The sequence below is a fragment of the Rahnella sp. RFA10(1/100) genome (assembly GCF_004195115.1).
Taxonomy (GTDB): Bacteria; Pseudomonadota; Gammaproteobacteria; order Enterobacterales; family Enterobacteriaceae; genus Rahnella; species Rahnella perminowiae.
Genome location: NZ_SEWR01000005.1, coordinates 331,222 through 352,282, shown reverse-complemented (window position 1 = coordinate 352,282; position 21,061 = coordinate 331,222). Strand labels below are relative to the sequence as shown.

The window sequence follows — 21,061 nt, the reverse complement described above, 5'->3', positions numbered from 1 at the left end:
AGCCTCAGAAGGTTACGCCGGCACACAGAATAATGTTCGCATAAGGCGAACATTCCCCGCTGCGGATCACAGCCCGACTTTTTTCGCTTTGCGCTTTGAATGCCTCATGGCTGACGTAATCCAAAGCAATGGTGTTTCCCTGGTGTTGTTCGAGTTGTGTCAATTGGGCGAGCAACGCTTCATGGAGTTGAGGATTTTTAGTCTGGATTTCCTCGGCGAGGATAGCCCGCTCAACCTGCATCTCGTGTGTCACTACCTCTAAGACTTGTAAAAAGGTGGGGACTCCCTGGGTTAATGCCAGATCGATGCGTTGGCAAGCTGCTGGCACCGGAAGACCGGCATCGCCAATAACCAGCTGATCGGTGTGGCCTAACCGGGCAATAACATGTGAGATTTCGGCATTTAACAGCGGTGACTTCTTCATTGTGAACTCCTACAGCGAAACGTTTCGCTCATTGAAGAGTTTATAAAGATTAGCGGACATGGCAACGAGCTAGTGATGGAATTGTGATCAGCGTCGAAACGTTTCGCTGACTGATTCGGAAACAACGTGGAAATTTGAGTTATCGTTTAAGAAAGGCAGGAGCAGAAATAAAACAGGGTACCCGAAGGTACCCTTTGAGCGGCAGAAATGGGGATCAGATTTCCACCTGCGTGCCGAGTTCGATCACCCGGTTAGGCGGAATTTCAAACTGATCGGGCGCACGCAGGGCATTGCGGCTGAGCGCCATAAAGAGTTTCCCACGGAAGTACAGATACCACGGGCGCTTGGTCAGGATCAGCGATTCATGCGACATGAAGAATGACGTTTCCATCATCCGGCACGGTAATCCTTCCAGACCACAGCGATGGAATACTTCTTCCACGTTCGGCGTTTCTTTAAACCCGTAACTGGCTACTACACGCCAGAACGTCGGTGACAGCTGCTCGATGGTGACACGCCGGACATTATGCACATAAGGCGCATCTTCCGTGCGCAGCGTCAGCAGAACCACGCGCTCATGCAATACTTTGTTGTGTTTGAGGTTGTGCAGCAATGCAAACGGAATGACGTTGATGGCGCGAGACATATACACAGCCGTTCCCGGAACACGCACCGGCGGAGATTTTTCCAGAGAGGCGATCATCGCCTCCAGGGAATTCCCATGCTCGTTCATACGGCGCATAAGGCGGAAGCGTTCGCTCTTCCAGGTGGTCATCACGATGAACATGCACAAACCCAGCGTCAGTGGCAACCAGCCACCGGAGAACAGTTTGGTGGCATTCGCCGCGAACAGCGGGATATCCATAAACAGCAGACCGATCAGTAAAAGTCCGACCAGGAAGGGTTTCCAGTGCCAGTTTTTAAGCGCAACCGTACAGGAAAGTATGCTGGTCAGCACCATCGTACCGGTCACGGCAATACCATAAGCCGCCGCCAGATTGCTCGAATGCTCGAAGCTGGCGATAACAATAACCACCGCAAAATAAAGCAGCCAGTTGATAGCCGGAATGTAAATCTGGCCTGCTTCCATTTCTGACGTATGGATAATGCGCATTGGCGGTAAATAGCCCAAACGTACAGCCTGGCGGGTCAGGGAAAACACGCCCGAAATAACTGCCTGGGAGGCGATAATGGTCGCGAGTGTTGCCAGAATCAGTAACGGGATTAATGCCCAGTCAGGCGCCAGCAGGAAGAACGGGTTCTTAATCGATTCCGGGTTTTTCAGCAATAATGCGCCCTGACCGAAATAGTTCAGCACCAGAGAAGGCAGTACCACGGTGAACCAGGCCAGACGGATAGGGAATTTCCCGAAGTGGCCCATATCGGCATATAACGCTTCAACACCGGTAATCGACAGAACCACTGCACCGAGCGCCAGGAAGGAGAACGACTTATGCTCGATAAAGAAGTTAACTGCCCACATAGGGTTCATGGCGCGCAGCACTTCAGGATTCTGCATAATACTGTTGACGCCAAGCACCGCCAGCGTCAGGAACCACAGCAACATTACCGGTGCAAACAGTTTGCCCACGATGCCGGTACCATGCTTCTGAATAATGAAAAGCAGCGTCAGAACAGTAATAGAAAGAGGAACGATATAAGGATCGAGCGAAGGGGCTGCGATTTCCAGACCTTCCATTGCGGAAAGTACTGAAATAGCCGGAGTGATCACCACTTCACCATAGAAGAAGCTTCCCCCGATCAGGCCGAGAATGACCAGAACGGCAGTGGTTCGCGCCGACGTGTTTCTGCCTGCCAGAGACATCAGCGTCAGAATACCCCCTTCGCCTGCGTTGTCCGCCCGCATCACATAAGTGAGGTACTTGAGCGAAACAATGAGGATTAACATCCAAAAAATCAGAGAAAGAAAGCCAAAAACGACGCTGGGTTCAACGTTAAAACCATAATGACCAGAAAAACACTCTCTTAAGGTATAGAGAGGACTGGTACCAATGTCGCCATAGACCACACCAATGGCGGCCAGGGTTACTGCTGGGAGTGACCGTTTATGTTCAGTGCTCATATTTCGTTTCTTTTTTGCTCGAACATCCGTAAGCGATGTGTGCGCTCAGACTTATGATGCCCACTAAAAGGCGCACAGTATGCACGAATAAATCAGATTGCCTACCCTTAAATGCGCAGTGAAACCGGCGTTCTTATGAACGAGGTCGCATTTTTGATAATAGAAAATTTTTAGTAATCAACAAGCTATAACGATAAAAATAAACGTGGAATATCGTCACCAGCCAGTACACTATTCAATAACTTAATGGATACCGAAAGAGACAGTATGGCGCAATCTCCCCTTTTGGCAGAACGGATAGCCCGTCTTGCCAACGCATTAGAACATGGCCTGTACGAACGGCAGGATGCCATACGACTTTGCCTTTTGGCCGCCCTGTGCGGCGAAAGCGTTTTCCTGCTGGGGCCGCCGGGCATTGCAAAAAGTCTGATCGCCCGTCGCCTGAAATTCGCGTTCCGCCATGCCCGCGCTTTTGAATATCTTATGACACGCTTTTCCACGCCGGAAGAAGTCTTTGGTCCGCTATCAATTCAGGCCCTGAAAGATGAGGGCCGCTATCTGCGTCTGACCGAAGGTTATTTGCCGGAAGCTGAAATTGTCTTCCTTGATGAAATCTGGAAAGCCGGTCCCGCCATTCTCAACACGCTTCTGACCGCCATCAACGAGCGCCGGTTCCGTAATGGCGAGCGTGAAGAAGCAATACCTTTACGTCTGCTGGTCAGCGCTTCCAACGAATTACCCGAAGCTGATGGTGGTCTTGAGGCACTGTATGACCGCATGCTGATCCGTCTGTGGCTGGATAAAGTGCAGGATAAGCAAAATTTTCGCTCACTGCTGACCAGCCGTAACAATGAAAGCACTAATCCGGTAGCAGAGTCTCTGAGTATCAGTGATGAAGAATACCAACAATGGCAGCCGGAGATCGACAAAGTCAATCTTTCAGACAGTTGCTTTGAGCTGATCTTCCAGCTGCGCCAGCGCCTTGATGCCCTGGATACTGCCCCTTATGTTTCTGACCGTCGCTGGAAAAAAGCCCTGCGCCTGTTGCAGGCCTGTGCATTTTTCAGTGGCAGAAAAGCGATTACCCCGGTGGATCTGATCCTGCTGAAAGATTGTTTATGGCATGATCTCAATACGTATAACCTCCTGCACAATCAGATTGAGCAACTCATCACTGAGCAGGCTTATCAGCAGCAGGCATTGCTGATGAAAATCCAGCAGCTTAATCAGCAGTGGATGCAACATCAGCAACAACAGAGCACGCGTCAGTCAATCAAACTGAGTAAGAAAGCCGGGATTTTCAGCCGTAAGCCACAATACAGCCTGCCAGAATCACTCAATACCCCCAATCTGACCTTGTTATTGCAAACGCCTTTGCACCTGCATGAAATAAAAGTCACACACTTATTATTCGAACGCAGCATCCTGGAAGAATGGCTCAATAAAGGGGGCGTAATGAAAGCCAAACTCAACGGGATTGGTTTTGTACAAACCGTGGATTTGGAAATCGATGACAAACAGCAAATTCTGGTGCTGGATGTGAGCCGTCAGAGCACACCACTGACACTGCCCGGCCATGCGCATATTGCTGTTCCCGACGAAATGAAAAATATGCTCAATGACCTGACCGCAAAACTGGCGCAGCAGAGGCATGAATTCAGCCAGCAGCAAAACTGCCTGTTTGTTCCGGCTGAATGGATGGCAAAAATTGAAGCCAGCCTGCTGCAGGTGGCTGAACAGTTGCGTCATCAGCAACAGACATTCAGCGGTCACTGATCATGTTCAGTCTCGAGTCACTGGATCTGCTGCTGGCGATCAGCGAAGCCGAACTGATTGAAGAACTGATTGTCGGCTTGCTGGCGGCGCCTGCACTGGTCGTTTTCTTCGAGAAATTTCCCCGTCTGAAGCGTGCATTAACCCGGGATCTTCCGGAATGGAAATTGCGCCTGCGCCAGAGGATCCACGAAACGCCGGTTCCTCATGAGCTGGCCAAAGAATTCTACCTTTACCAGCACTGTCAGCAGCTTGATGCCACGTCTTTTCAGTCCGGTCTCGCTTCCCTCATCGATGAACTGGTGCAACTCAGTTCTCCATTTGCTACAGAAGCCCGTACCTTACAGGAAAATAATGAAGCTTCGCGTACGTCAAAAACCGGCAATAGCTTTCATACTTTATTCCTTCAGCGCTGGCGCCTGAACCTGACCTTCCAGACGGTGAACGTTCATCATCAGTTGCTCGAACAGGAACAGGAGCAATTGCAGGAAGAATTGCTGCAACGTCTGCAGCTCAGCAGCGAGTTATCCCCTTTATTAGCCGAGAACGATACTGCCGCCGGACGTTTGTGGGACATGAGTAAAGGGAAGCGGCTGCGGGGTGATATTCAGTCACTGGCACGGTTTGGCGCTTTCCTTCAGCAGCAGCCTGAACTGATGCATCTGGCCGAACAACTGGGCCGCAGCCAGACGGCCAAAACCAGTCCACATGAAGATGCAAAAATGGAAACGCACCGGCTGATGGTGCGCGAACCCGCGATAGTGCCGGAAGAAGTGAACGGCATTCATCAGAGCGATGATATTTTGCGCCTCATGCCGACGGAGCTGGTGACGCTGGGGCTGCCTGAGATGGAATATGAATTCTATCGTCGCTTGCTGGAAAAGCGTTTGATGACATATCGCCTGCAAGGGGATGTCTGGCGTGAGAAAGTGGTCAAACGGCCGGTGGTCTATCAGCAGCAGGAACCGCAACCGCGCGGGCCTTTTGTGGTCTGCGTCGATACGTCCGGTTCCATGGGCGGCTTTAACGAACAGTGCGCCAAAGCATTCTGTCTGGCATTACTGAAGATCGCTCTGGCGGATAACCGCCGATGTTACATCATGTTATTTGCCAGTGAAGTGATCCATTATGAACTGACATCTAACGGTGGCCTGGATCAGGCGCTGCGCTTTCTGGGACAACATTTTCGCGGCGGTACCGATCTGGCAGCCTGCCTGAATGCCACACTGGATAAACTTGCTTCTCCGCAGTGGGAAGATGCGGATGCCGTGGTGATCTCGGACTTTATCGCCCAGCGGTTGCCAGATGAAGTACAAATGAAGGTCAGATCACTGCAGCGCGAAAAACATCACCGCTTTCATGCCCTGGCAATGTCACACTATGGTAAGCCCGGCATCCTGCGAATTTTCGATCATATCTGGCGCTTTGATACCGGGGTTAAAAGCCGCGTACAGCGACGCTGGCAGAGAAATTAAGCCCACAAGAGAAAGATGACCATGACTGAAATTTACCAGCTCGATGAGCTTGATCGCGGGATCCTCAACGCCCTGATGGACAATGCCCGTACGCCTTATGCCGAACTGGCAAAATTGTTTACTGTCAGTCCGGGGACGATCCACGTACGCGTAGAGAAAATGAAGCAGGCAGGCATCATTACCGGTGCGCATATTACCGTCAATCCCAAACAGCTGGGTTACGACGTATGCTGTTTTATTGGCATCATTTTAAAAAGTGCCAAGGATTACCCCTCTGCCCTGAAAAAGCTTGAGAATATAGAAGAAGTGGTTGAAGCCTATTACACCACCGGGCATTACAGTATTTTCATCAAGATCATGTGTCGTTCGATTGATTCCCTTCAGCATGTACTTATCAACAAGATCCAAACAATTGATGAGATCCAGTCAACCGAGACCCTGATCTCTCTGCAGAACCCCATCACACGCACCATCCAGCCCTGACATCTGATTTCTATACCCCTATTATCCACAGGTAGATCCCAGCTCATTCACAGCGTACAATAGTCTCCTTTTCCCGGGTGAGAGCATTATGTCTGACATTACCCTGATCAGTGGCAGTACGCTTGGCAGCGCCGAATATGTTGCAGAACACGTGGCAGAGAAACTGGAAGAAGCCGGTTTTTCCACCCAATTATTTCATGGCCCGGAGCTGTATGAAGTCCCGCAGGAAGGGATCTGGCTGGTTGTGTGTTCAACTCACGGCGCAGGTGAACTGCCCGACAACTTGCAACCGTTTATGGAGCAGTTGGAAGATCAGCAACCGGATCTGTCTAAAGTTCGCTTTGGTGCCTTAGGATTGGGCAGCAGTGAATATGACACTTTCTGTGGCGCGATCAATTCCCTGGATAACAAACTGACGTCATTAGGGGCAAAAAGGATCGGTGATCGCCTTGAGATCGACGTGACGCAATACGAAATTCCTGAAGATCCCGCTGAGGTTTGGGTGATCAACTGGATTAATTTGATCAAATAAGTGTAAATTTCAGGCGATCAGATGTGGATAACTAGGCTTAAAAGCAGGGTAAAACCCGTAGTTATCCCTCTAACAACCCCTGTACGCTTTTCATGCTGTGTATAACTCTCACTTCTGATCCCAGCTTATACTGTCCAGGATCACCGATCATTCACAGCATTCGATCCTTCTTAGCATGCTGATCTTAATAAACAAAAAAGACTTATGCACAGAGGATCGCGATCCTAATAGAAGTATTAATAAGAGATCTTTAAATAAAAAAGATCTTCTTTTAATTAGTGAAGATCCCCGGGGGCTTGTGGAAGCTCAAAACTTGAGTAGAATCCCTCCTCCCAACGCCATACAAAGAAAGTTCGCTTGAACGCCGAGGTGCAGTCGCATGTTTTATCCGGATCAATTTGACGTCATCATCATAGGTGGTGGCCATGCAGGTACTGAAGCTGCAATGGCTTCTGCACGCATGGGACGTCAGACCTTATTACTCACCCACAATATCGACACGCTGGGACAAATGTCGTGTAACCCTGCTATTGGCGGGATCGGGAAAGGACATCTGGTTAAAGAAGTCGACGCACTGGGTGGTCTGATGGCCACGGCCATCGATCATGCCGGCATTCAGTTTAGGATACTAAACGCGAGCAAAGGCCCTGCTGTCAGAGCGACCCGTGCTCAGGCTGACCGTGTTCTGTACCGCCAGGCTGTCCGTACCGCTTTGGAAAACCAGCCAAACCTGATGATCTTCCAGCAACCTGTTGAAGACCTGATCGTTGAAAACGATCGTGTCGTTGGTGCTGTGACCAAAATGGGGCTGAAATTCCGCGCTAAATCGGTTGTACTGACTGTCGGCACTTTCCTGGATGGAAAGATCCACATCGGTCTGGAAAACTACAGCGGAGGCCGTGCAGGGGATCCTCCTGCAATTTCTTTGTCTCAGAGACTGCGAGAGCTACCTCTGCGCGTTAACCGTCTCAAAACCGGTACACCACCGCGTATCGATGCCCGTACCATTGATTTCAGCGTACTGGCACAACAACACGGTGATAATCCGGCGCCGGTCTTCTCGTTCATGGGTAATGTGTCGCAGCATCCGCGCCAGATCCCGTGTTACATGACGTATACCAACGAAAAAACCCATGATGTGATCCGCAACAACCTGGATCGCAGCCCGATGTATGCCGGGATCATCGAAGGGATCGGCCCGCGTTACTGCCCGTCGATCGAAGATAAAGTCATGCGTTTTGCCGATCGCAATTCGCATCAGATCTTCCTGGAACCGGAAGGACTGACCAGCAACGAAGTGTATCCGAACGGGATTTCAACCAGCCTGCCATTTGATGTACAGATGCAGATCGTCCGCTCAATGCAGGGGATGGAAAATGCGGTGATCGTTCGTCCCGGCTATGCCATTGAATACGATTTCTTCGATCCGCGTGATTTGAAACCAACGCTGGAAAGCAAATTTATCGCGGGTCTGTTCTTTGCCGGACAAATCAACGGTACGACGGGTTACGAAGAAGCCGCTGCGCAGGGCTTACTCGCCGGTATGAATGCCGCCCGTTGCGCCAGTGAAGAAGACGGCTGGGCACCACGTCGTGATCAGGCTTACCTCGGTGTGCTGGTTGACGATCTGTGTACGCTTGGCACTAAAGAACCGTACCGTATGTTTACGTCACGTGCTGAATATCGACTGATGCTGCGCGAAGACAATGCTGATTTACGTTTGACAGAAAAGGGCCGTGAGTTAGGCCTGGTTGACGATGCCCGCTGGGCACGCTTCAACGAAAAGTTGGAAATGATCGAGCAGGAGCGTCAGCGTTTGCGTGGTATCTGGGTGAACCCTCATCATGCCCAGGTTGATGAAATCAACGCGCATCTTTCTGCCCCGCTTTCTAAAGAAGCCAGTGCGGAAGAGCTGCTGCGTCGTCCTGAAATGACCTATGAATTAATCACCCGACTTTCCCCGTTCGCTCCTTCTGTTCCGGATGCGCAGGCGGCAGAACAAGTGGAAATTCAGATAAAATATGAAGGTTATATTGCCCGTCAGCAGGAAGAGATCGAAAAACAGCAGCGTAACGAAAATACGGTGCTGCCTGTCGATCTTGATTACCGGCAGGTGAATGGCCTTTCAAATGAAGTGATCGCCAAACTTAACGATCACAAGCCAACCTCCATTGGTCAGGCCTCACGGATCTCCGGTATTACGCCGGCTGCAATCTCAATTTTGCTGATCTGGCTTAAAAAACAAGGTTTGCTGCGCCGCAGCGCATAAACGACTGCTCTAATGACCGCCCTTGGTATCCCGAAGCGGCGGTCGATTCTTACTTTTCCCATCATTCTGTATGTTTTATCATTTTTAAACCGGGTTGTTCCCGGCATATCGATTCTGTCTGAGGATTCACCGTGCATAATAAACTCGACTCGCTGCTTGCTGCGGCAGGAATAGCGTTACCCGATCAGCAAAAACAACAACTGATTGGCTATGTTGAACTGCTGCATAAGTGGAACAAAGCCTACAACCTGACATCTGTCCGTGACCCGATGCAGATGCTGGTACGTCATATTATGGACAGCATTGTGGTGAACGAGCATTTGCAAGGTAGCCGTTTCATTGACGTTGGAACCGGCCCGGGTTTACCGGGGATCCCTCTGGCCATTGTTCGCCCTGATTCACACTTTACGTTGCTGGACAGCCTGGGTAAGCGCGTGCGTTTTTTGCGTCAGGTTCAGCATGAGCTGGGGCTGAAAAATATCGAGCCTATACAAAGTCGTGTGGAAGAATTTGTGCCGAATCCACCTTTTGATGGGGTGATAAGCCGTGCTTTCGCATCAATGCAGGATATGCTTTCCTGGTGTCACCATCTGCCCGTGAAAGGTGAGGGGCATTTTTATGCCTTAAAGGGTGTACGTCCTGATGATGAACTTGCTGCGCTGCCGGCAGGGATTACTCTGAAGTCAGTCATTAAGCTGCAGGTACCCGAACTTGACGGCGAACGTCATCTGATAATTCTTAGCGCAAACTAAAGTTGCGATTTATCAAAAAAGATTTAAAAAAAACATGTGTTAACTTAGTTAAAATGAGCAGGCTAATTATATAGCAGGGAAGAACACCCAAACACCGCTTTTTTACACCCTGATAGCATTTCTGAGATGTTTTTATTTTAATCCGGAGCGTAATAGTCACTTTTGAAATTGAACGGGCATCAAGCTGCTGATATTCAATTTGTAATGAAAATGTTGTTATTTGTTGGGTTGTTGTGTAAATAAATCGAGCCTATTTTTAAATAAGTTTGATATTCGAGCAGTATTTCATTAACAATTTGATTTATATGGCTTTTAAAAAGCCTGTTTAGCTAAAGACATTGAAAGCATGCTGGGTATATAAAGGGATTAGCGTTAATTATGTGATCCAGTGCACGCTTCTTTGTCGGGTGATGAAATAACCGAACCAAAGTAAAAAGGGCAAATTCAGCTATAGTTTGGTTGGCAAAATAGTGATGAAGAGGAAAATTTAAATAATTGTTCACCTTTTCGCTACTTATCCATTGAATTCGTTCCTGTGCCCCGTATAATTTGCTCGGTTTTTGCTGCTTGACTCAAAACAGTAAAGGCAGTGATATACGGCATTCAGTATACCTCCAGCTAGGTACTCGATACGGAGAGAACAAACGTCATGTCTGTATCCGGTATTTTACACAGTACACAGAGTGTGAAGGTTGCCAGAAAGCTATTGATACTGCAGTTATTGACCTTTGTTCTGCTCAGTGCAGTATTTGGTTTAAAAAGCCTGGAATGGACCCTATCGGCTCTTATGGGTGGGTTGGCCGCTTGGTTACCAAATATACTGTTCATGCTGTTTGCATGGCGTCATCAGGCGCAAACAACGGTCTCTGGACGGGTTGCCTGGTCCTTTGCAATTGGAGAAGCGCTGAAGGTGCTGGCTACGGTGATCTTAATGATTATCGCACTTGGCCTGTTTAAAGCGGCTTTTGCTCCGTTGGGGTTGGCCTATTTATCGGTGTTGATGACTCAGATTTTGGCACCGGCCGTCATTAACAGTTACCGTACTTAACTACTAAAGGGTAAGAGGCATCATGTCTGCATCAGGAGAAATCTCTACTCCACAAGAGTATATCAGTCACCATCTGACTCAGCTTCAGATCGGGACGGGATTCTGGTCGATTAACATCGATTCGATGTTTTTCTCCGTGTTCCTCGGAGTACTCTTTCTGGTTATTTTCCATCGCGTAGCCAAAAACGCCACCAGCGGTGTCCCGGGGAAGCTGCAAACCGCAGTTGAACTGGTCGTTGGTTTCGTCGACAGCAGCGTGCGTGACATGTATCACGGCAAGAGCAAAGTGATTGCACCTCTCGCGCTGACCGTCTTCGTCTGGGTGTTTATGATGAACCTGATGGATTTGCTGCCAATTGATTTGCTGCCGACTATCGGTGAAAAATTGCTTGGTCTGCCTGCGTTGCGTGTGGTTCCAACGGCTGACGTGAACATCACGTTGTCCATGGCGCTTGGCGTATTCATTCTGATTCTTTTCTATAGCATTAAGATGAAAGGCTTTGGCGGTTTCATCAAAGAACTGACAATGCAGCCATTCAATCATCCGGTTTTCATTCCGATTAACCTGATTCTTGAAGGTGTCAGCCTGCTGTCTAAACCAGTTTCACTGGGTCTGCGACTGTTTGGCAATATGTATGCGGGTGAGTTGATCTTCATCCTTATTGCTGGCCTGTTGCCGTGGTGGTCACAGTGGATCCTGAATGTGCCTTGGGCCATTTTCCACATCCTGATCATTACGCTGCAAGCCTTTATTTTCATGGTTCTGACGATCGTCTATCTCTCGATGGCATCTGAAAAACACTGATTTTCTTTCAACACTACTGCGTTTTAACTGAAACAAACTGGAGACTGTCATGGAAAACCTGAGTATGGATCTGCTGTACATGGCTGCCGCTGTGATGATGGGCCTGGCGGCAATCGGTGCTGCAATCGGTATCGGCATCTTGGGTGGTAAATTCTTGGAAGGTGCTGCACGTCAGCCTGACCTGATCCCTCTGTTGCGTACACAGTTCTTTATCGTTATGGGTCTGGTCGATGCAATCCCAATGATTGCGGTTGGTCTGGGTCTGTACGTGATGTTTGCTGTCGCCTAACATTGAGCTTGCTCACTGTTAATCGAACTACATCAAATAATTCACTTTGAAAGAGGCATTGTGCTGTGAATCTTAACGCAACAATCCTCGGCCAGGCTATCGCGTTCGTCCTGTTTGTCGTGTTCTGCATGAAGTACGTATGGCCGCCAATTATGGCTGCCATCGAAAAACGTCAGAAAGAAATTTCTGAAGGTTTATCTTCCGCAGAACGCGCAAAAAAAGAGCTGGACTTAGCGCAAGCCGATGCGACCGACCAACTGAAGAAAGCCAAAGCTGAAGCTCAGGTAATCATCGATCAGGCGAACAAGCGTAAAGCCCAAATCGTCGACGAAGCAAAAGCTGAAGCCGAGCAGGAACGTAACAAGATCGTGACGCAAGCCAAGGCAGAGATTGACGCCGAACGCCAACGCGCCCGTGAAGAGTTGCGTAAGCAAGTCGGGATTTTGGCCATTGCTGGCGCCGAGAAGATCATCGAACGTTCCGTGGATGAAGCTGCTAACAGCGACATCGTTGATAAACTGGTCGCTGAACTGTAAGGAGGGAGGGGCTGATGTCTGAATTTGTAACTGTAGCTCGCCCCTACGCCAAAGCAGCTTTTGACTTTGCCGTTGAGCACCAAAGCTTAGACCGCTGGCAGTCCATGTTAGCGTTCACGGCTGAAGTCACGCGCAATGAACAAATCGAAGAACTGCTTTCCGGTGCTAGCGCGCCTGAAACTTTGTCTAAAACGTTTATTGCCGTATGTGGTGACGAACTCGACGACGCAGGCCAAAACCTGATTAAGGTGATGGCTGAAAATGGACGTTTACGCGTTCTACCGCAAGTACTGGAGCAGTTTATTGAACTGCGCGCCTCTCTTGAGGCTGTTGCTGAAGTTGAAGTAACTTCAGCAAATCCGCTTACGGAAGAACAGCAGGCAAAAATTGCCGCTGCGATGGAAAAACGTCTGTCTCGCAAAGTTAAGCTGAATTGCAAAATTGACAAGTCTGTTCTTGCCGGTGTCGTAATCCGTGCAGGTGATATGGTGATTGATGGCAGCGTTCGCAGTCGTCTGGAACGCCTGGCAGACGTCTTGCAGTCTTAAGGGGACTGGAGCATGCAACTGAATTCCACCGAAATCAGCGAACTGATCAAGCAGCGCATTGCTCAGTTCAATGTGGTGAGCGAAGCTCACAATGAAGGTACTATCGTTTCCGTCAGTGACGGGATCATCCGCGTGCACGGCTTAGCCGATGTCATGCAAGGCGAAATGATTGCGTTGCCGGGTAACCGTTACGCTATCGCCCTGAACCTGGAGCGCGACTCTGTAGGTGCCGTTGTAATGGGCCCTTACGCTGACCTCGCCGAAGGTATGAAAGTAAAATGTACTGGCCGTATCCTGGAAGTTCCTGTTGGCCGTGGCCTGTTAGGTCGCGTTGTTAACACCCTGGGTGCGCCAATTGATGGTAAAGGTCCGGTAGAGCACGACGGCTTCTCAGCTGTTGAAGCGATCGCACCTGGCGTTATCGAACGTCAGTCCGTCGATGAACCTGTGCAGACAGGTTATAAGTCCGTTGATGCCATGATCCCAATCGGTCGTGGTCAACGTGAACTGGTCATCGGCGACCGTCAAACCGGTAAAACCGCTCTGGCGATCGATGCGATCATTAACCAGCGTGATTCCGGCATCAAATGTATCTATGTGGCTATCGGCCAGAAAGCGTCCACTATTTCTAATGTGGTTCGTAAACTGGAAGAGCACGGCGCACTGGCAAACACCATCGTTGTTGTTGCAACTGCATCAGAATCTGCTGCACTGCAATACCTGGCACCGTACTCCGGTTGCGCAATGGGTGAATACTTCCGTGACCGCGGTGAAGACGCACTGATCGTTTATGATGACCTGTCTAAACAGGCTGTTGCTTACCGTCAGATCTCCCTGTTGCTTCGTCGTCCACCAGGTCGTGAAGCTTACCCAGGCGACGTTTTCTATCTCCACTCCCGTCTGCTGGAACGTGCTGCGCGTGTAAACGCCGAGTATGTTGAAGCATTCACCAAGGGTGAAGTGAAAGGCAAAACGGGTTCCCTGACTGCGCTTCCAATCATCGAAACGCAAGCGGGCGACGTTTCCGCGTTCGTTCCGACCAACGTAATTTCGATTACTGATGGTCAGATCTTCCTGGAATCTAACCTGTTCAACGCCGGTATTCGTCCTGCGGTTAACCCGGGTATTTCGGTATCCCGTGTGGGTGGTGCTGCTCAGACTAAGATCATGAAGAAACTGTCCGGTGGTATTCGTACCGCTCTGGCACAGTATCGTGAGCTGGCTGCGTTCTCGCAGTTCGCTTCAGATCTGGATGAGGCAACCCGTAAACAGCTGAACCACGGTCAGAAAGTGACTGAGCTGCTGAAACAGAAACAATACGCTCCGATGTCAATCGTTGCGCAGTCTCTGATTATCTTCGCAGCAGAACGTGGTTATCTGGAAGACGTTGAGTTGTCTAAAGTCGGTAGCTTCGAAGCGGCACTGTTGGCTTACGCCGACCGTGAGCACGGCGAGCTTCTGCAGCAAATCAACCAAACTGGTGCGTATAACGATGAGATCGAGGGTAAATTCAAAAATATCCTTGATACCTTCAAAGCAACCCAGTCCTGGTAACACCTCGCGGCCTTGCTGCCCTGCCTCTGGCAGATAAGCAGCAGGCCGTTTGGTAATGAGGAGAAGCAGAGATGGCCGGCGGAAAAGAGATACGTAGTAAGATCAGCAGCGTGCAAAACACGCAAAAGATCACTAAAGCGATGGAAATGGTCGCCGCCTCCAAAATGCGTAAAACGCAGGATCGCATGGCGGCCAGCCGTCCTTATGCAGAAACCATTCGTGAAGTGATTGGTCACCTTGCGCTTGGGAATCTGGAATACAAGCACCCGTACCTGGATGAGCGTGAAATTAAGCGCGTCGGGTATCTGGTGGTGTCTACCGACCGTGGTCTTTGTGGTGGTCTGAACATTAACCTGTTCAAGAAACTGCTGTCAGAGATGAAAGGCTGGTCCGAAAAAGGTGTTGAAGTTGATCTCGCACTGATCGGTTCCAAAGCAGCTTCTTTCTTCGGCTCCGTTGGGGGCAACGTTGTTGCTCAGGTGACTGGCATGGGGGATAACCCTTCTCTGTCAGAACTGATCGGGCCGGTGAAAGTGATGTTGCAGGCTTTCGACGAAGGTCGTTTAGACAAGTTATGCGTTGTTAGCAATAAGTTCGTCAATACCATGTCCCAGGAACCACGTATCGTTCAGTTGTTGCCTCTGCCACCTGCAGAAGACGGCGAACTGGCGAAAAAATCCTGGGATTACCTGTATGAGCCGGACCCTAAAGCACTGCTGGATACTCTCCTGCGTCGCTATGTGGAATCCCAGGTTTATCAGGGCGTCGTAGAAAACCTGGCCAGCGAACAGGCCGCGCGAATGGTAGCGATGAAAGCCGCAACCGATAACGGCGGCAGCCTGATCAAAGAGCTGCAGTTGGTATACAACAAAGCTCGTCAGGCCAGCATCACTCAGGAACTCACCGAGATCGTCGGGGGAGCCTCCGCGGTTTAAGCTAGGTTTACGAATTACGTAGAGGATTCAAGATGGCTACTGGAAAGATTATCCAGGTAATCGGCGCCGTGGTGGACGTCGAGTTCCCTCAGGATGCAGTACCGAACGTGTACAATGCTCTTGAGGTAGAAAACGGTACCTCCAAACTGGTGCTGGAAGTACAGCAACAGTTAGGCGGCGGCGTTGTTCGTTGTATCGCAATGGGTACCTCAGACGGCCTGCGTCGCGGTCTGAAAGTGAACAACCTGGAACACCCAATTGAAGTACCGGTGGGTAAAGCGACTCTGGGTCGTATCATGAACGTATTGGGTGAACCAATCGACATGAAAGGTGCAATCGGCGAAGAAGAACGTCGTGCGATTCACCGTGCTGCGCCTTCTTATGAAGAGCTGGCAAACTCTCAGGAATTGCTGGAAACCGGTATCAAAGTTATGGACCTGATGTGTCCGTTCGCTAAGGGCGGTAAAGTCGGTCTGTTCGGTGGTGCGGGTGTAGGTAAAACTGTAAACATGATGGAGCTGATCCGTAACATCGCGATCGAGCACTCCGGTTATTCTGTGTTTGCAGGCGTGGGTGAGCGTACTCGTGAGGGTAATGACTTCTACCACGAAATGACTGACTCCAACGTTATCGACAAAGTTTCCCTGGTGTATGGTCAGATGAATGAGCCACCAGGTAACCGTCTGCGTGTTGCACTGACCGGCCTGACTATGGCGGAGAAATTCCGTGATGAAGGTCGTGACGTACTGCTGTTCGTTGACAACATTTACCGTTACACCCTGGCCGGTACCGAAGTGTCCGCACTTCTGGGCCGTATGCCATCGGCGGTAGGTTATCAGCCAACGCTGGCGGAAGAGATGGGCGCTCTGCAAGAACGTATCACCTCTACCAAAAGTGGTTCCATCACCTCCGTACAGGCCGTTTACGTTCCTGCGGATGACTTGACTGACCCATCACCTGCTACCACCTTCGCTCACTTAGATGCGACCGTGGTTCTGAGTCGTCAGATCGCGTCACTGGGTATTTACCCGGCGGTTGACCCACTGGATTCCACCAGCCGTCAGCTGGATCCACTGGTTGTTGGTCAGGAACACTACGATGTGGCTCGTGGCGTGCAGTCTATTCTGCAACGTTACCAGGAACTGAAAGACATCATCGCGATCCTGGGTATGGACGAGTTGTCAGAAGATGACAAACTGGTTGTATCCCGTGCGCGTAAAATTCAGCGCTTCCTGTCCCAGCCATTCTTCGTGGCCGAAGTCTTTACCGGTTCTCCGGGCAAGTTCGTATCGCTGAAAGATACCATTCGTGGTTTCAAAGGCATTATGGACGGCGACTACGATCACCTGCCGGAACAAGCGTTCTACATGGTTGGCACCATTGATGAAGCAGTGGAAAAAGCCAAGAAACTGTAACGCTAGCTTGTTGTGAGAGAGGATGACATGGCTGAAAAAGCTTACCATCTGGATGTTGTCAGTGCGGAAAAACGTATGTTTGCCGGCATGGTACAAAAGATCCAGGTGACGGGTAGCGAAGGCGAACTGGGTATTTTCCCGGGGCATGCTCCGCTGCTCACCGCCATCAAGCCTGGCATGGTGCGCATTGTTAAAGAACACGGTGAAGAAGAGTATATCTATCTTTCCGGCGGCATCCTTGAGGTGCAACCGAATGCAACGACCGTGTTGGCTGATACTGCAATCCGTGGGCAAGACCTCGACGAAGCGCGAGCGCTTGAAGCTAAGCGCAAAGCAGAAGAACACATTAGTGGTTCTCACGGCGACGTTGATTACGCTCAGGCGTCAGCGGAACTGGCTAAGGCGATCGCGAAACTTCGCGTTATCGAACTAACCAGAAAAGCGATGTAACTAAATCAGTTTAAAAAGCGACCTTCGGGTCGCTTTTTTTTTGTTTTTAAAAAAGCGTATTTTCAGTCATTTCCCCAAGGTTAATTTTCGATTTTAGTGGAATACTTGGACGATTAGTGGACGCTTTACCCTCCGTTTTTTTGCTGTAGTCTATGTCGTGTTCAACCCTTGCTGGCTGCGGCTTTCGGGTGGTTTTTGAAGCGAAATATGTAGTAATCCGTCCATTGAACGGATTACATTTGTCACTCAAATTGGATTTGTCAGGTTACCTATGTCGAACAGCACACTGAGTGTGGTGATCCTTGCCGCGGGCAAGGGAACACGCATGTATTCCAACCTTCCAAAAGTTCTTCATTCCTTGGCGGGCAAGCCAATGGTCCAGCACGTTATTGATGCGGCTACGCAGGTCGGCGCCCGCAACGTGCATCTGGTCTATGGTCACGGTGGCGATTTATTGAAGAAAAATCTGGCGGGCAGTGATCTGAACTGGGTATTGCAGGCAGAGCAACTGGGGACCGGTCATGCGATGCAGCAGGCGGCGCCTTATTTTGCCGATGACGAAGATATCCTGATGCTGTACGGCGATGTTCCGCTGATTTCCGTCGATACGCTGAATAATTTACTGCAAGCCAAACCGGAAGGTGGCATAGGTTTACTGACGGTGGTGCTGGATGATCCCACTGGCTATGGGCGTATCGTCCGTGAGAATGGCATCGTTACCGGCATCATTGAGCAAAAAGATGCCAGCGAAGAACAGCTGAAAATCCGTGAAATTAACACCGGCATCCTGGTCGCCAATGGCGCGTCATTAAAACGCTGGCTCAGCCAACTGAGCAACAACAATGCGCAGGGTGAATACTACATCACGGACATTATTGCGATGGCGCACGCCGAAGGACATATCATCGCGACGGTGCATCCGGCGCGTAACAGTGAGGTGGATGGTGTGAATAACCGCCTGCAACTGTCCCGTCTTGAACGCGTATATCAGAGTGAACAGGCAGAGCGTCTGTTGCTCGAAGGCGTAATGCTGATGGATCCGGCGCGGTTTGATCTGCGTGGCGAACTGTCGCACGGTATCGACGTACTGATAGATACCAATGTCATTATCGAAGGTCACGTAAAACTGGGTGACCGCGTCAAGATCGGCGCAGGCTGTGTGCTGAAAAATTGCGTTATCGGCGACGATTGCGAAGTCAGTCCGTACAGCGTATTCGAAGATGCAGTGCTGGAAAGCGGCTGTACGGTCGGGCCTTTTGCCCGTCTGCGTCCCGGCGCTGAACTGGCAGAAGGTGCGCATGTTGGCAATTTCGTTGAAATCAAAAAAGCGCGTCTCGGCAAAGGCTCAAAAGCGGGCCATCTCTCCTATCTTGGTGATGCTGATATAGGGGATAACGTTAATATCGGCGCGGGTACCATCACCTGTAACTACGACGGTGTAAACAAGCATAAGACCATCATCGGTAACGATGTCTTTGTGGGTTCAGATTCTCAACTGGTCGCGCCCGTGACAGTGGGGAATAACGTGACCATCGCCGCCGGTACAACGGTCACCCGCGACGTGCCGGACAAGGGTTTAGTGTTAAGCCGGGTGCCTCAGTTACATAAACCAGACTGGCAGAAACCGGTAAAGAAAAAATAAGCTGTTCATAATAATCCCCCACTCTCTACAAGGCTCGGGGAACCGCAAGTACACCGGAAAACGGGGCTTGTGGATAAATCAGGTCAGGCATCAAAAAAGGTCCCGAAAGGACCTTCATTAGGAATAAAACTGATGTGTGGAATTGTAGGCGCAGTAGCGCAACGCGATATTGCTGAAATTCTGTTGGAAGGTTTACGTCGTCTCGAATACCGCGGTTATGACTCCGCCGGGCTGGCTGTCATTGATGCTGCGGGAAAAATGGGCCGCTTACGTCGTCTGGGTAAAGTCCAGATGCTGGCTGATGCACTGGACGAACATCCTTTGCAGGGCGGCACCGGTATTGCTCACACGCGATGGGCCACTCATGGCGAACCTTCTGAAGCGAATGCTCACCCGCATGTATCTGATTACATTGCCGTCGTGCATAACGGTATTATCGAAAACCACGAACCTCTGCGTGAATTACTGACTGAACGCGGCTACCGTTTTGATTCTGAAACGGATACTGAAGTGATCGCACATCTGGTGCATTGGGAACAACTTCAGGGCGGTACGCTGCTGGAAGTCGTACAGCGTGTGATCCCGCAACTGCGTGGCGCTTACGGTACTGTAGTGATGGACAGGCGCGACCCGTCTGTCCTGGTGGCCGCCCGTTCCGGTAGCCCGCTGGTGATTGGTCGTGGCGTTGGGGAAAACTTCATTGCTTCCGACCAGTTGGCACTGTTACCTGTGACCCGTCGCTTCCTGTTCCTTGAAGAAGGGGATGTGGCTGAAATTAAACGCCGTTCTGTCAGCGTTTATGATAAAACCGGCCATGCCGTTGAGCGTGAAGAAATTGAATCTAAAGTGCAGTACGACGCCGGTGATAAAGGCGTATACCGTCACTATATGCAAAAAGAGATCTACGAACAGCCGCTGGCAATCAAAAACACCCTGGAAGGGCGTTTCAGCCACGGTGAAGTGAACCTCAGCGAGCTGGGCGAAAAAGCGGACGAAATCTTATCGCGTGTTCAACATGTGCAGATTATCGCCTGTGGCACGTCATATAACTCGGGAATGGTGGCGCGTTACTGGTTTGAGTCACTGGCTGGCATGCCTTGTGATGTTGAGATCGCTTCAGAGTTTCGCTATCGCAAATCTGCCGTTCGTCCGGGCAGCCTGATCATCACGCTTTCTCAGTCTGGTGAAACGGCAGATACGCTGGCCGCGCTGCGTTTGTCAAAAGAGCTGGGTTATCTCGGTTCTCTGGCAGTGTGTAACGTAGCCGGTTCTTCATTGGTGCGTGAATCCGATCTGGCGCTGATGACCAAAGCAGGCACCGAAATCGGCGTGGCATCAACCAAAGCGTTCACCACACAACTGACCGTTCTGCTGATGCTGGTGGCGCGTATGGGGCGCCTGAAAGGGATGAATCCGCACGTTGAGCACGATATTGTTCACGCGCTCCAGGCGTTGCCTGCGCGTATCGAACAAATGTTGTCGCTGGATAAAACCATCGAAACGCTGGCCGAAGGTTTTTCTGATAAACATCACGCTCTGTTCCTTGGCCGTGGTGATCAGTATCCGATTGCGATGGAAGGTGCGCTGAAGCTGAAAGAGATTTCTTATATTCACGCGGAAGCCTATGCGGCGGGTGAGCTGAAGCATGGTCCGCTGGCGCTGATTGACGCAGATATGCCGGTGATCGTGGTGGCACCAAATAACGAATTGCTGGAAAAACTGAAATCGAATATCGAAGAAGTGCGCGCCCGTGGCGGTTTGCTGTATGTCTTTGCCGATCAGGATGCCGGTTTTACCGACAGTGAAGGCATGAAGATTATCCAGCTGCCACATGTTGAGGAAATTGTCGCACCTATTTTCTATACCGTTCCGCTACAGTTGCTGTCCTACTACGTTGCCCTGATTAAAGGTACCGACGTTGACCAGCCACGTAACCTGGCGAAATCTGTGACTGTCGAATAAGACTGTCCGGTTTCAGCTATGCGATATATAAGCGCCTCCCGGGGCGCTTTTCTATTTTCAGAATGTTTTTGCCTGATTCCCCACTT

19 protein-coding genes are annotated in these 21,061 nt (G+C 50.3%); 17 read left to right on the top strand and 2 right to left on the bottom strand.

Annotated features, from left to right (window positions below; genetic code table 11):
* Nucleotides 1-4: 4 nt before the first annotated feature.
* Together rbsD and kup are read right to left on the bottom strand one after the other, a co-directional pair.
* Complete coding sequence (gene rbsD / locus ETV65_RS17245; protein WP_129954152.1) at nucleotides 5-424, bottom strand: D-ribose pyranase; 420 nt, start codon at nucleotides 422-424, stop codon at nucleotides 5-7.
* A gap of 214 nt (nucleotides 425-638) precedes the next feature.
* Nucleotides 639-2,507, bottom strand: coding sequence for a low affinity potassium transporter Kup (gene kup, locus ETV65_RS17240; protein WP_129954150.1), 1,869 nt, complete (start codon nucleotides 2,505-2,507; stop codon nucleotides 639-641).
* A gap of 267 nt (nucleotides 2,508-2,774) precedes the next feature.
* On the opposite strand from kup, the gene ravA reads away from it, so the two are divergent.
* From ravA to glmS, 17 genes are all read left to right on the top strand, one after another.
* Nucleotides 2,775-4,283: an ATPase RavA gene (gene ravA, locus ETV65_RS17235; protein WP_129954148.1), complete on the top strand. Its 1,509-nt coding sequence runs from the start codon at nucleotides 2,775-2,777 to the stop codon at nucleotides 4,281-4,283.
* Nucleotides 4,284-4,285: 2 nt separating this feature from the next.
* Complete coding sequence (viaA, locus tag ETV65_RS17230; RefSeq protein WP_129954146.1) at nucleotides 4,286-5,755, top strand: ATPase RavA stimulator ViaA; 1,470 nt, start codon at nucleotides 4,286-4,288, stop codon at nucleotides 5,753-5,755.
* A 21-nt stretch (nucleotides 5,756-5,776) separates the two neighbouring features.
* Nucleotides 5,777-6,238 carry a transcriptional regulator AsnC gene (asnC, locus tag ETV65_RS17225; protein ID WP_129954144.1) on the top strand — a complete coding sequence of 154 codons (462 nt, stop codon included), beginning with the start codon at nucleotides 5,777-5,779 and terminating at the stop codon, nucleotides 6,236-6,238.
* Between the two features lie 88 nt (nucleotides 6,239-6,326).
* Nucleotides 6,327-6,770: an FMN-binding protein MioC gene (gene mioC / locus ETV65_RS17220; protein WP_129954142.1), complete on the top strand. Its 444-nt coding sequence runs from the start codon at nucleotides 6,327-6,329 to the stop codon at nucleotides 6,768-6,770.
* Nucleotides 6,771-7,149: 379 nt separating this feature from the next.
* Entirely contained in the window at nucleotides 7,150-9,039 is a 1,890-nt protein-coding gene (gene mnmG / locus ETV65_RS17210; RefSeq protein WP_129954140.1) for a tRNA uridine-5-carboxymethylaminomethyl(34) synthesis enzyme MnmG, read from the top strand.
* Between the two features lie 131 nt (nucleotides 9,040-9,170).
* The gene (gene rsmG, locus ETV65_RS17205) at nucleotides 9,171-9,791 is read left to right on the top strand and encodes a 16S rRNA (guanine(527)-N(7))-methyltransferase RsmG (RefSeq protein WP_129954138.1); all 621 of its coding nucleotides are present in this window, start codon (nucleotides 9,171-9,173) and stop codon (nucleotides 9,789-9,791) included.
* A 649-nt stretch (nucleotides 9,792-10,440) separates the two neighbouring features.
* Entirely contained in the window at nucleotides 10,441-10,839 is a 399-nt protein-coding gene (gene atpI, locus ETV65_RS17200) for a F0F1 ATP synthase subunit I (protein ID WP_129954135.1), read from the top strand.
* 22 nt (nucleotides 10,840-10,861) lie between these two features.
* On the top strand, nucleotides 10,862-11,644 hold the full coding sequence (gene atpB, locus ETV65_RS17195) for a F0F1 ATP synthase subunit A (RefSeq protein WP_129954133.1): 783 nt from the start codon (nucleotides 10,862-10,864) through the stop codon (nucleotides 11,642-11,644).
* A 49-nt stretch (nucleotides 11,645-11,693) separates the two neighbouring features.
* Complete coding sequence (gene atpE / locus ETV65_RS17190; protein WP_004093904.1) at nucleotides 11,694-11,933, top strand: F0F1 ATP synthase subunit C; 240 nt, start codon at nucleotides 11,694-11,696, stop codon at nucleotides 11,931-11,933.
* A gap of 65 nt (nucleotides 11,934-11,998) precedes the next feature.
* A complete protein-coding gene (gene atpF, locus ETV65_RS17185) occupies nucleotides 11,999-12,469 on the top strand; it encodes a F0F1 ATP synthase subunit B (RefSeq protein ID WP_120133800.1) in 471 nt (156 codons plus the stop codon).
* Between the two features lie 14 nt (nucleotides 12,470-12,483).
* Entirely contained in the window at nucleotides 12,484-13,017 is a 534-nt protein-coding gene (atpH, locus tag ETV65_RS17180) for a F0F1 ATP synthase subunit delta (protein ID WP_015699277.1), read from the top strand.
* Between the two features lie 12 nt (nucleotides 13,018-13,029).
* Nucleotides 13,030-14,571 (top strand): F0F1 ATP synthase subunit alpha, encoded by a 1,542-nt coding sequence (gene atpA / locus ETV65_RS17175; RefSeq protein ID WP_013577682.1) that lies wholly within the window; start codon nucleotides 13,030-13,032, stop codon nucleotides 14,569-14,571.
* 71 nt (nucleotides 14,572-14,642) lie between these two features.
* The gene (gene atpG, locus ETV65_RS17170) at nucleotides 14,643-15,506 is read left to right on the top strand and encodes a F0F1 ATP synthase subunit gamma (protein ID WP_013577683.1); all 864 of its coding nucleotides are present in this window, start codon (nucleotides 14,643-14,645) and stop codon (nucleotides 15,504-15,506) included.
* A 32-nt stretch (nucleotides 15,507-15,538) separates the two neighbouring features.
* Nucleotides 15,539-16,921 carry a F0F1 ATP synthase subunit beta gene (gene atpD / locus ETV65_RS17165; RefSeq protein ID WP_013577684.1) on the top strand — a complete coding sequence of 461 codons (1,383 nt, stop codon included), beginning with the start codon at nucleotides 15,539-15,541 and terminating at the stop codon, nucleotides 16,919-16,921.
* Nucleotides 16,922-16,948: 27 nt separating this feature from the next.
* On the top strand, nucleotides 16,949-17,371 hold the full coding sequence (locus ETV65_RS17160; RefSeq protein WP_101077831.1) for a F0F1 ATP synthase subunit epsilon: 423 nt from the start codon (nucleotides 16,949-16,951) through the stop codon (nucleotides 17,369-17,371).
* Nucleotides 17,372-17,642: 271 nt separating this feature from the next.
* The gene (gene glmU / locus ETV65_RS17155) at nucleotides 17,643-19,013 is read left to right on the top strand and encodes a bifunctional UDP-N-acetylglucosamine diphosphorylase/glucosamine-1-phosphate N-acetyltransferase GlmU (RefSeq protein ID WP_129954131.1); all 1,371 of its coding nucleotides are present in this window, start codon (nucleotides 17,643-17,645) and stop codon (nucleotides 19,011-19,013) included.
* A gap of 132 nt (nucleotides 19,014-19,145) precedes the next feature.
* On the top strand, nucleotides 19,146-20,975 hold the full coding sequence (glmS, locus tag ETV65_RS17150; RefSeq protein WP_129954129.1) for a glutamine--fructose-6-phosphate transaminase (isomerizing): 1,830 nt from the start codon (nucleotides 19,146-19,148) through the stop codon (nucleotides 20,973-20,975).
* Nucleotides 20,976-21,061 lie beyond the last annotated feature (86 nt).

What these genes read in the sequence shown, in the direction of transcription:
- atpG (WP_013577683.1), top strand. Translation starts at nt 14,643, where the DNA reads ATGGCCGGCGGAAAAGAGATACGTAGTAAGATCAGCAGCGTGCAAAAC.
- mnmG (WP_129954140.1), top strand. Translation starts at nt 7,150, where the DNA reads ATGTTTTATCCGGATCAATTTGACGTCATCATCATAGGTGGTGGCCAT.
- atpI (WP_129954135.1), top strand. Translation starts at nt 10,441, where the DNA reads ATGTCTGTATCCGGTATTTTACACAGTACACAGAGTGTGAAGGTTGCC.
- viaA (WP_129954146.1), top strand. Translation starts at nt 4,286, where the DNA reads ATGTTCAGTCTCGAGTCACTGGATCTGCTGCTGGCGATCAGCGAAGCC.
- kup (WP_129954150.1), bottom strand. Translation starts at nt 2,507, where the DNA reads ATGAGCACTGAACATAAACGGTCACTCCCAGCAGTAACCCTGGCCGCC.
- atpE (WP_004093904.1), top strand. Translation starts at nt 11,694, where the DNA reads ATGGAAAACCTGAGTATGGATCTGCTGTACATGGCTGCCGCTGTGATG.
- ETV65_RS17160 (WP_101077831.1), top strand. Translation starts at nt 16,949, where the DNA reads ATGGCTGAAAAAGCTTACCATCTGGATGTTGTCAGTGCGGAAAAACGT.
- atpD (WP_013577684.1), top strand. Translation starts at nt 15,539, where the DNA reads ATGGCTACTGGAAAGATTATCCAGGTAATCGGCGCCGTGGTGGACGTC.
- rbsD (WP_129954152.1), bottom strand. Translation starts at nt 424, where the DNA reads ATGAAGAAGTCACCGCTGTTAAATGCCGAAATCTCACATGTTATTGCC.
- atpH (WP_015699277.1), top strand. Translation starts at nt 12,484, where the DNA reads ATGTCTGAATTTGTAACTGTAGCTCGCCCCTACGCCAAAGCAGCTTTT.
- atpB (WP_129954133.1), top strand. Translation starts at nt 10,862, where the DNA reads ATGTCTGCATCAGGAGAAATCTCTACTCCACAAGAGTATATCAGTCAC.
- asnC (WP_129954144.1), top strand. Translation starts at nt 5,777, where the DNA reads ATGACTGAAATTTACCAGCTCGATGAGCTTGATCGCGGGATCCTCAAC.
- atpA (WP_013577682.1), top strand. Translation starts at nt 13,030, where the DNA reads ATGCAACTGAATTCCACCGAAATCAGCGAACTGATCAAGCAGCGCATT.
- mioC (WP_129954142.1), top strand. Translation starts at nt 6,327, where the DNA reads ATGTCTGACATTACCCTGATCAGTGGCAGTACGCTTGGCAGCGCCGAA.
- ravA (WP_129954148.1), top strand. Translation starts at nt 2,775, where the DNA reads ATGGCGCAATCTCCCCTTTTGGCAGAACGGATAGCCCGTCTTGCCAAC.
- glmS (WP_129954129.1), top strand. Translation starts at nt 19,146, where the DNA reads ATGTGTGGAATTGTAGGCGCAGTAGCGCAACGCGATATTGCTGAAATT.
- glmU (WP_129954131.1), top strand. Translation starts at nt 17,643, where the DNA reads ATGTCGAACAGCACACTGAGTGTGGTGATCCTTGCCGCGGGCAAGGGA.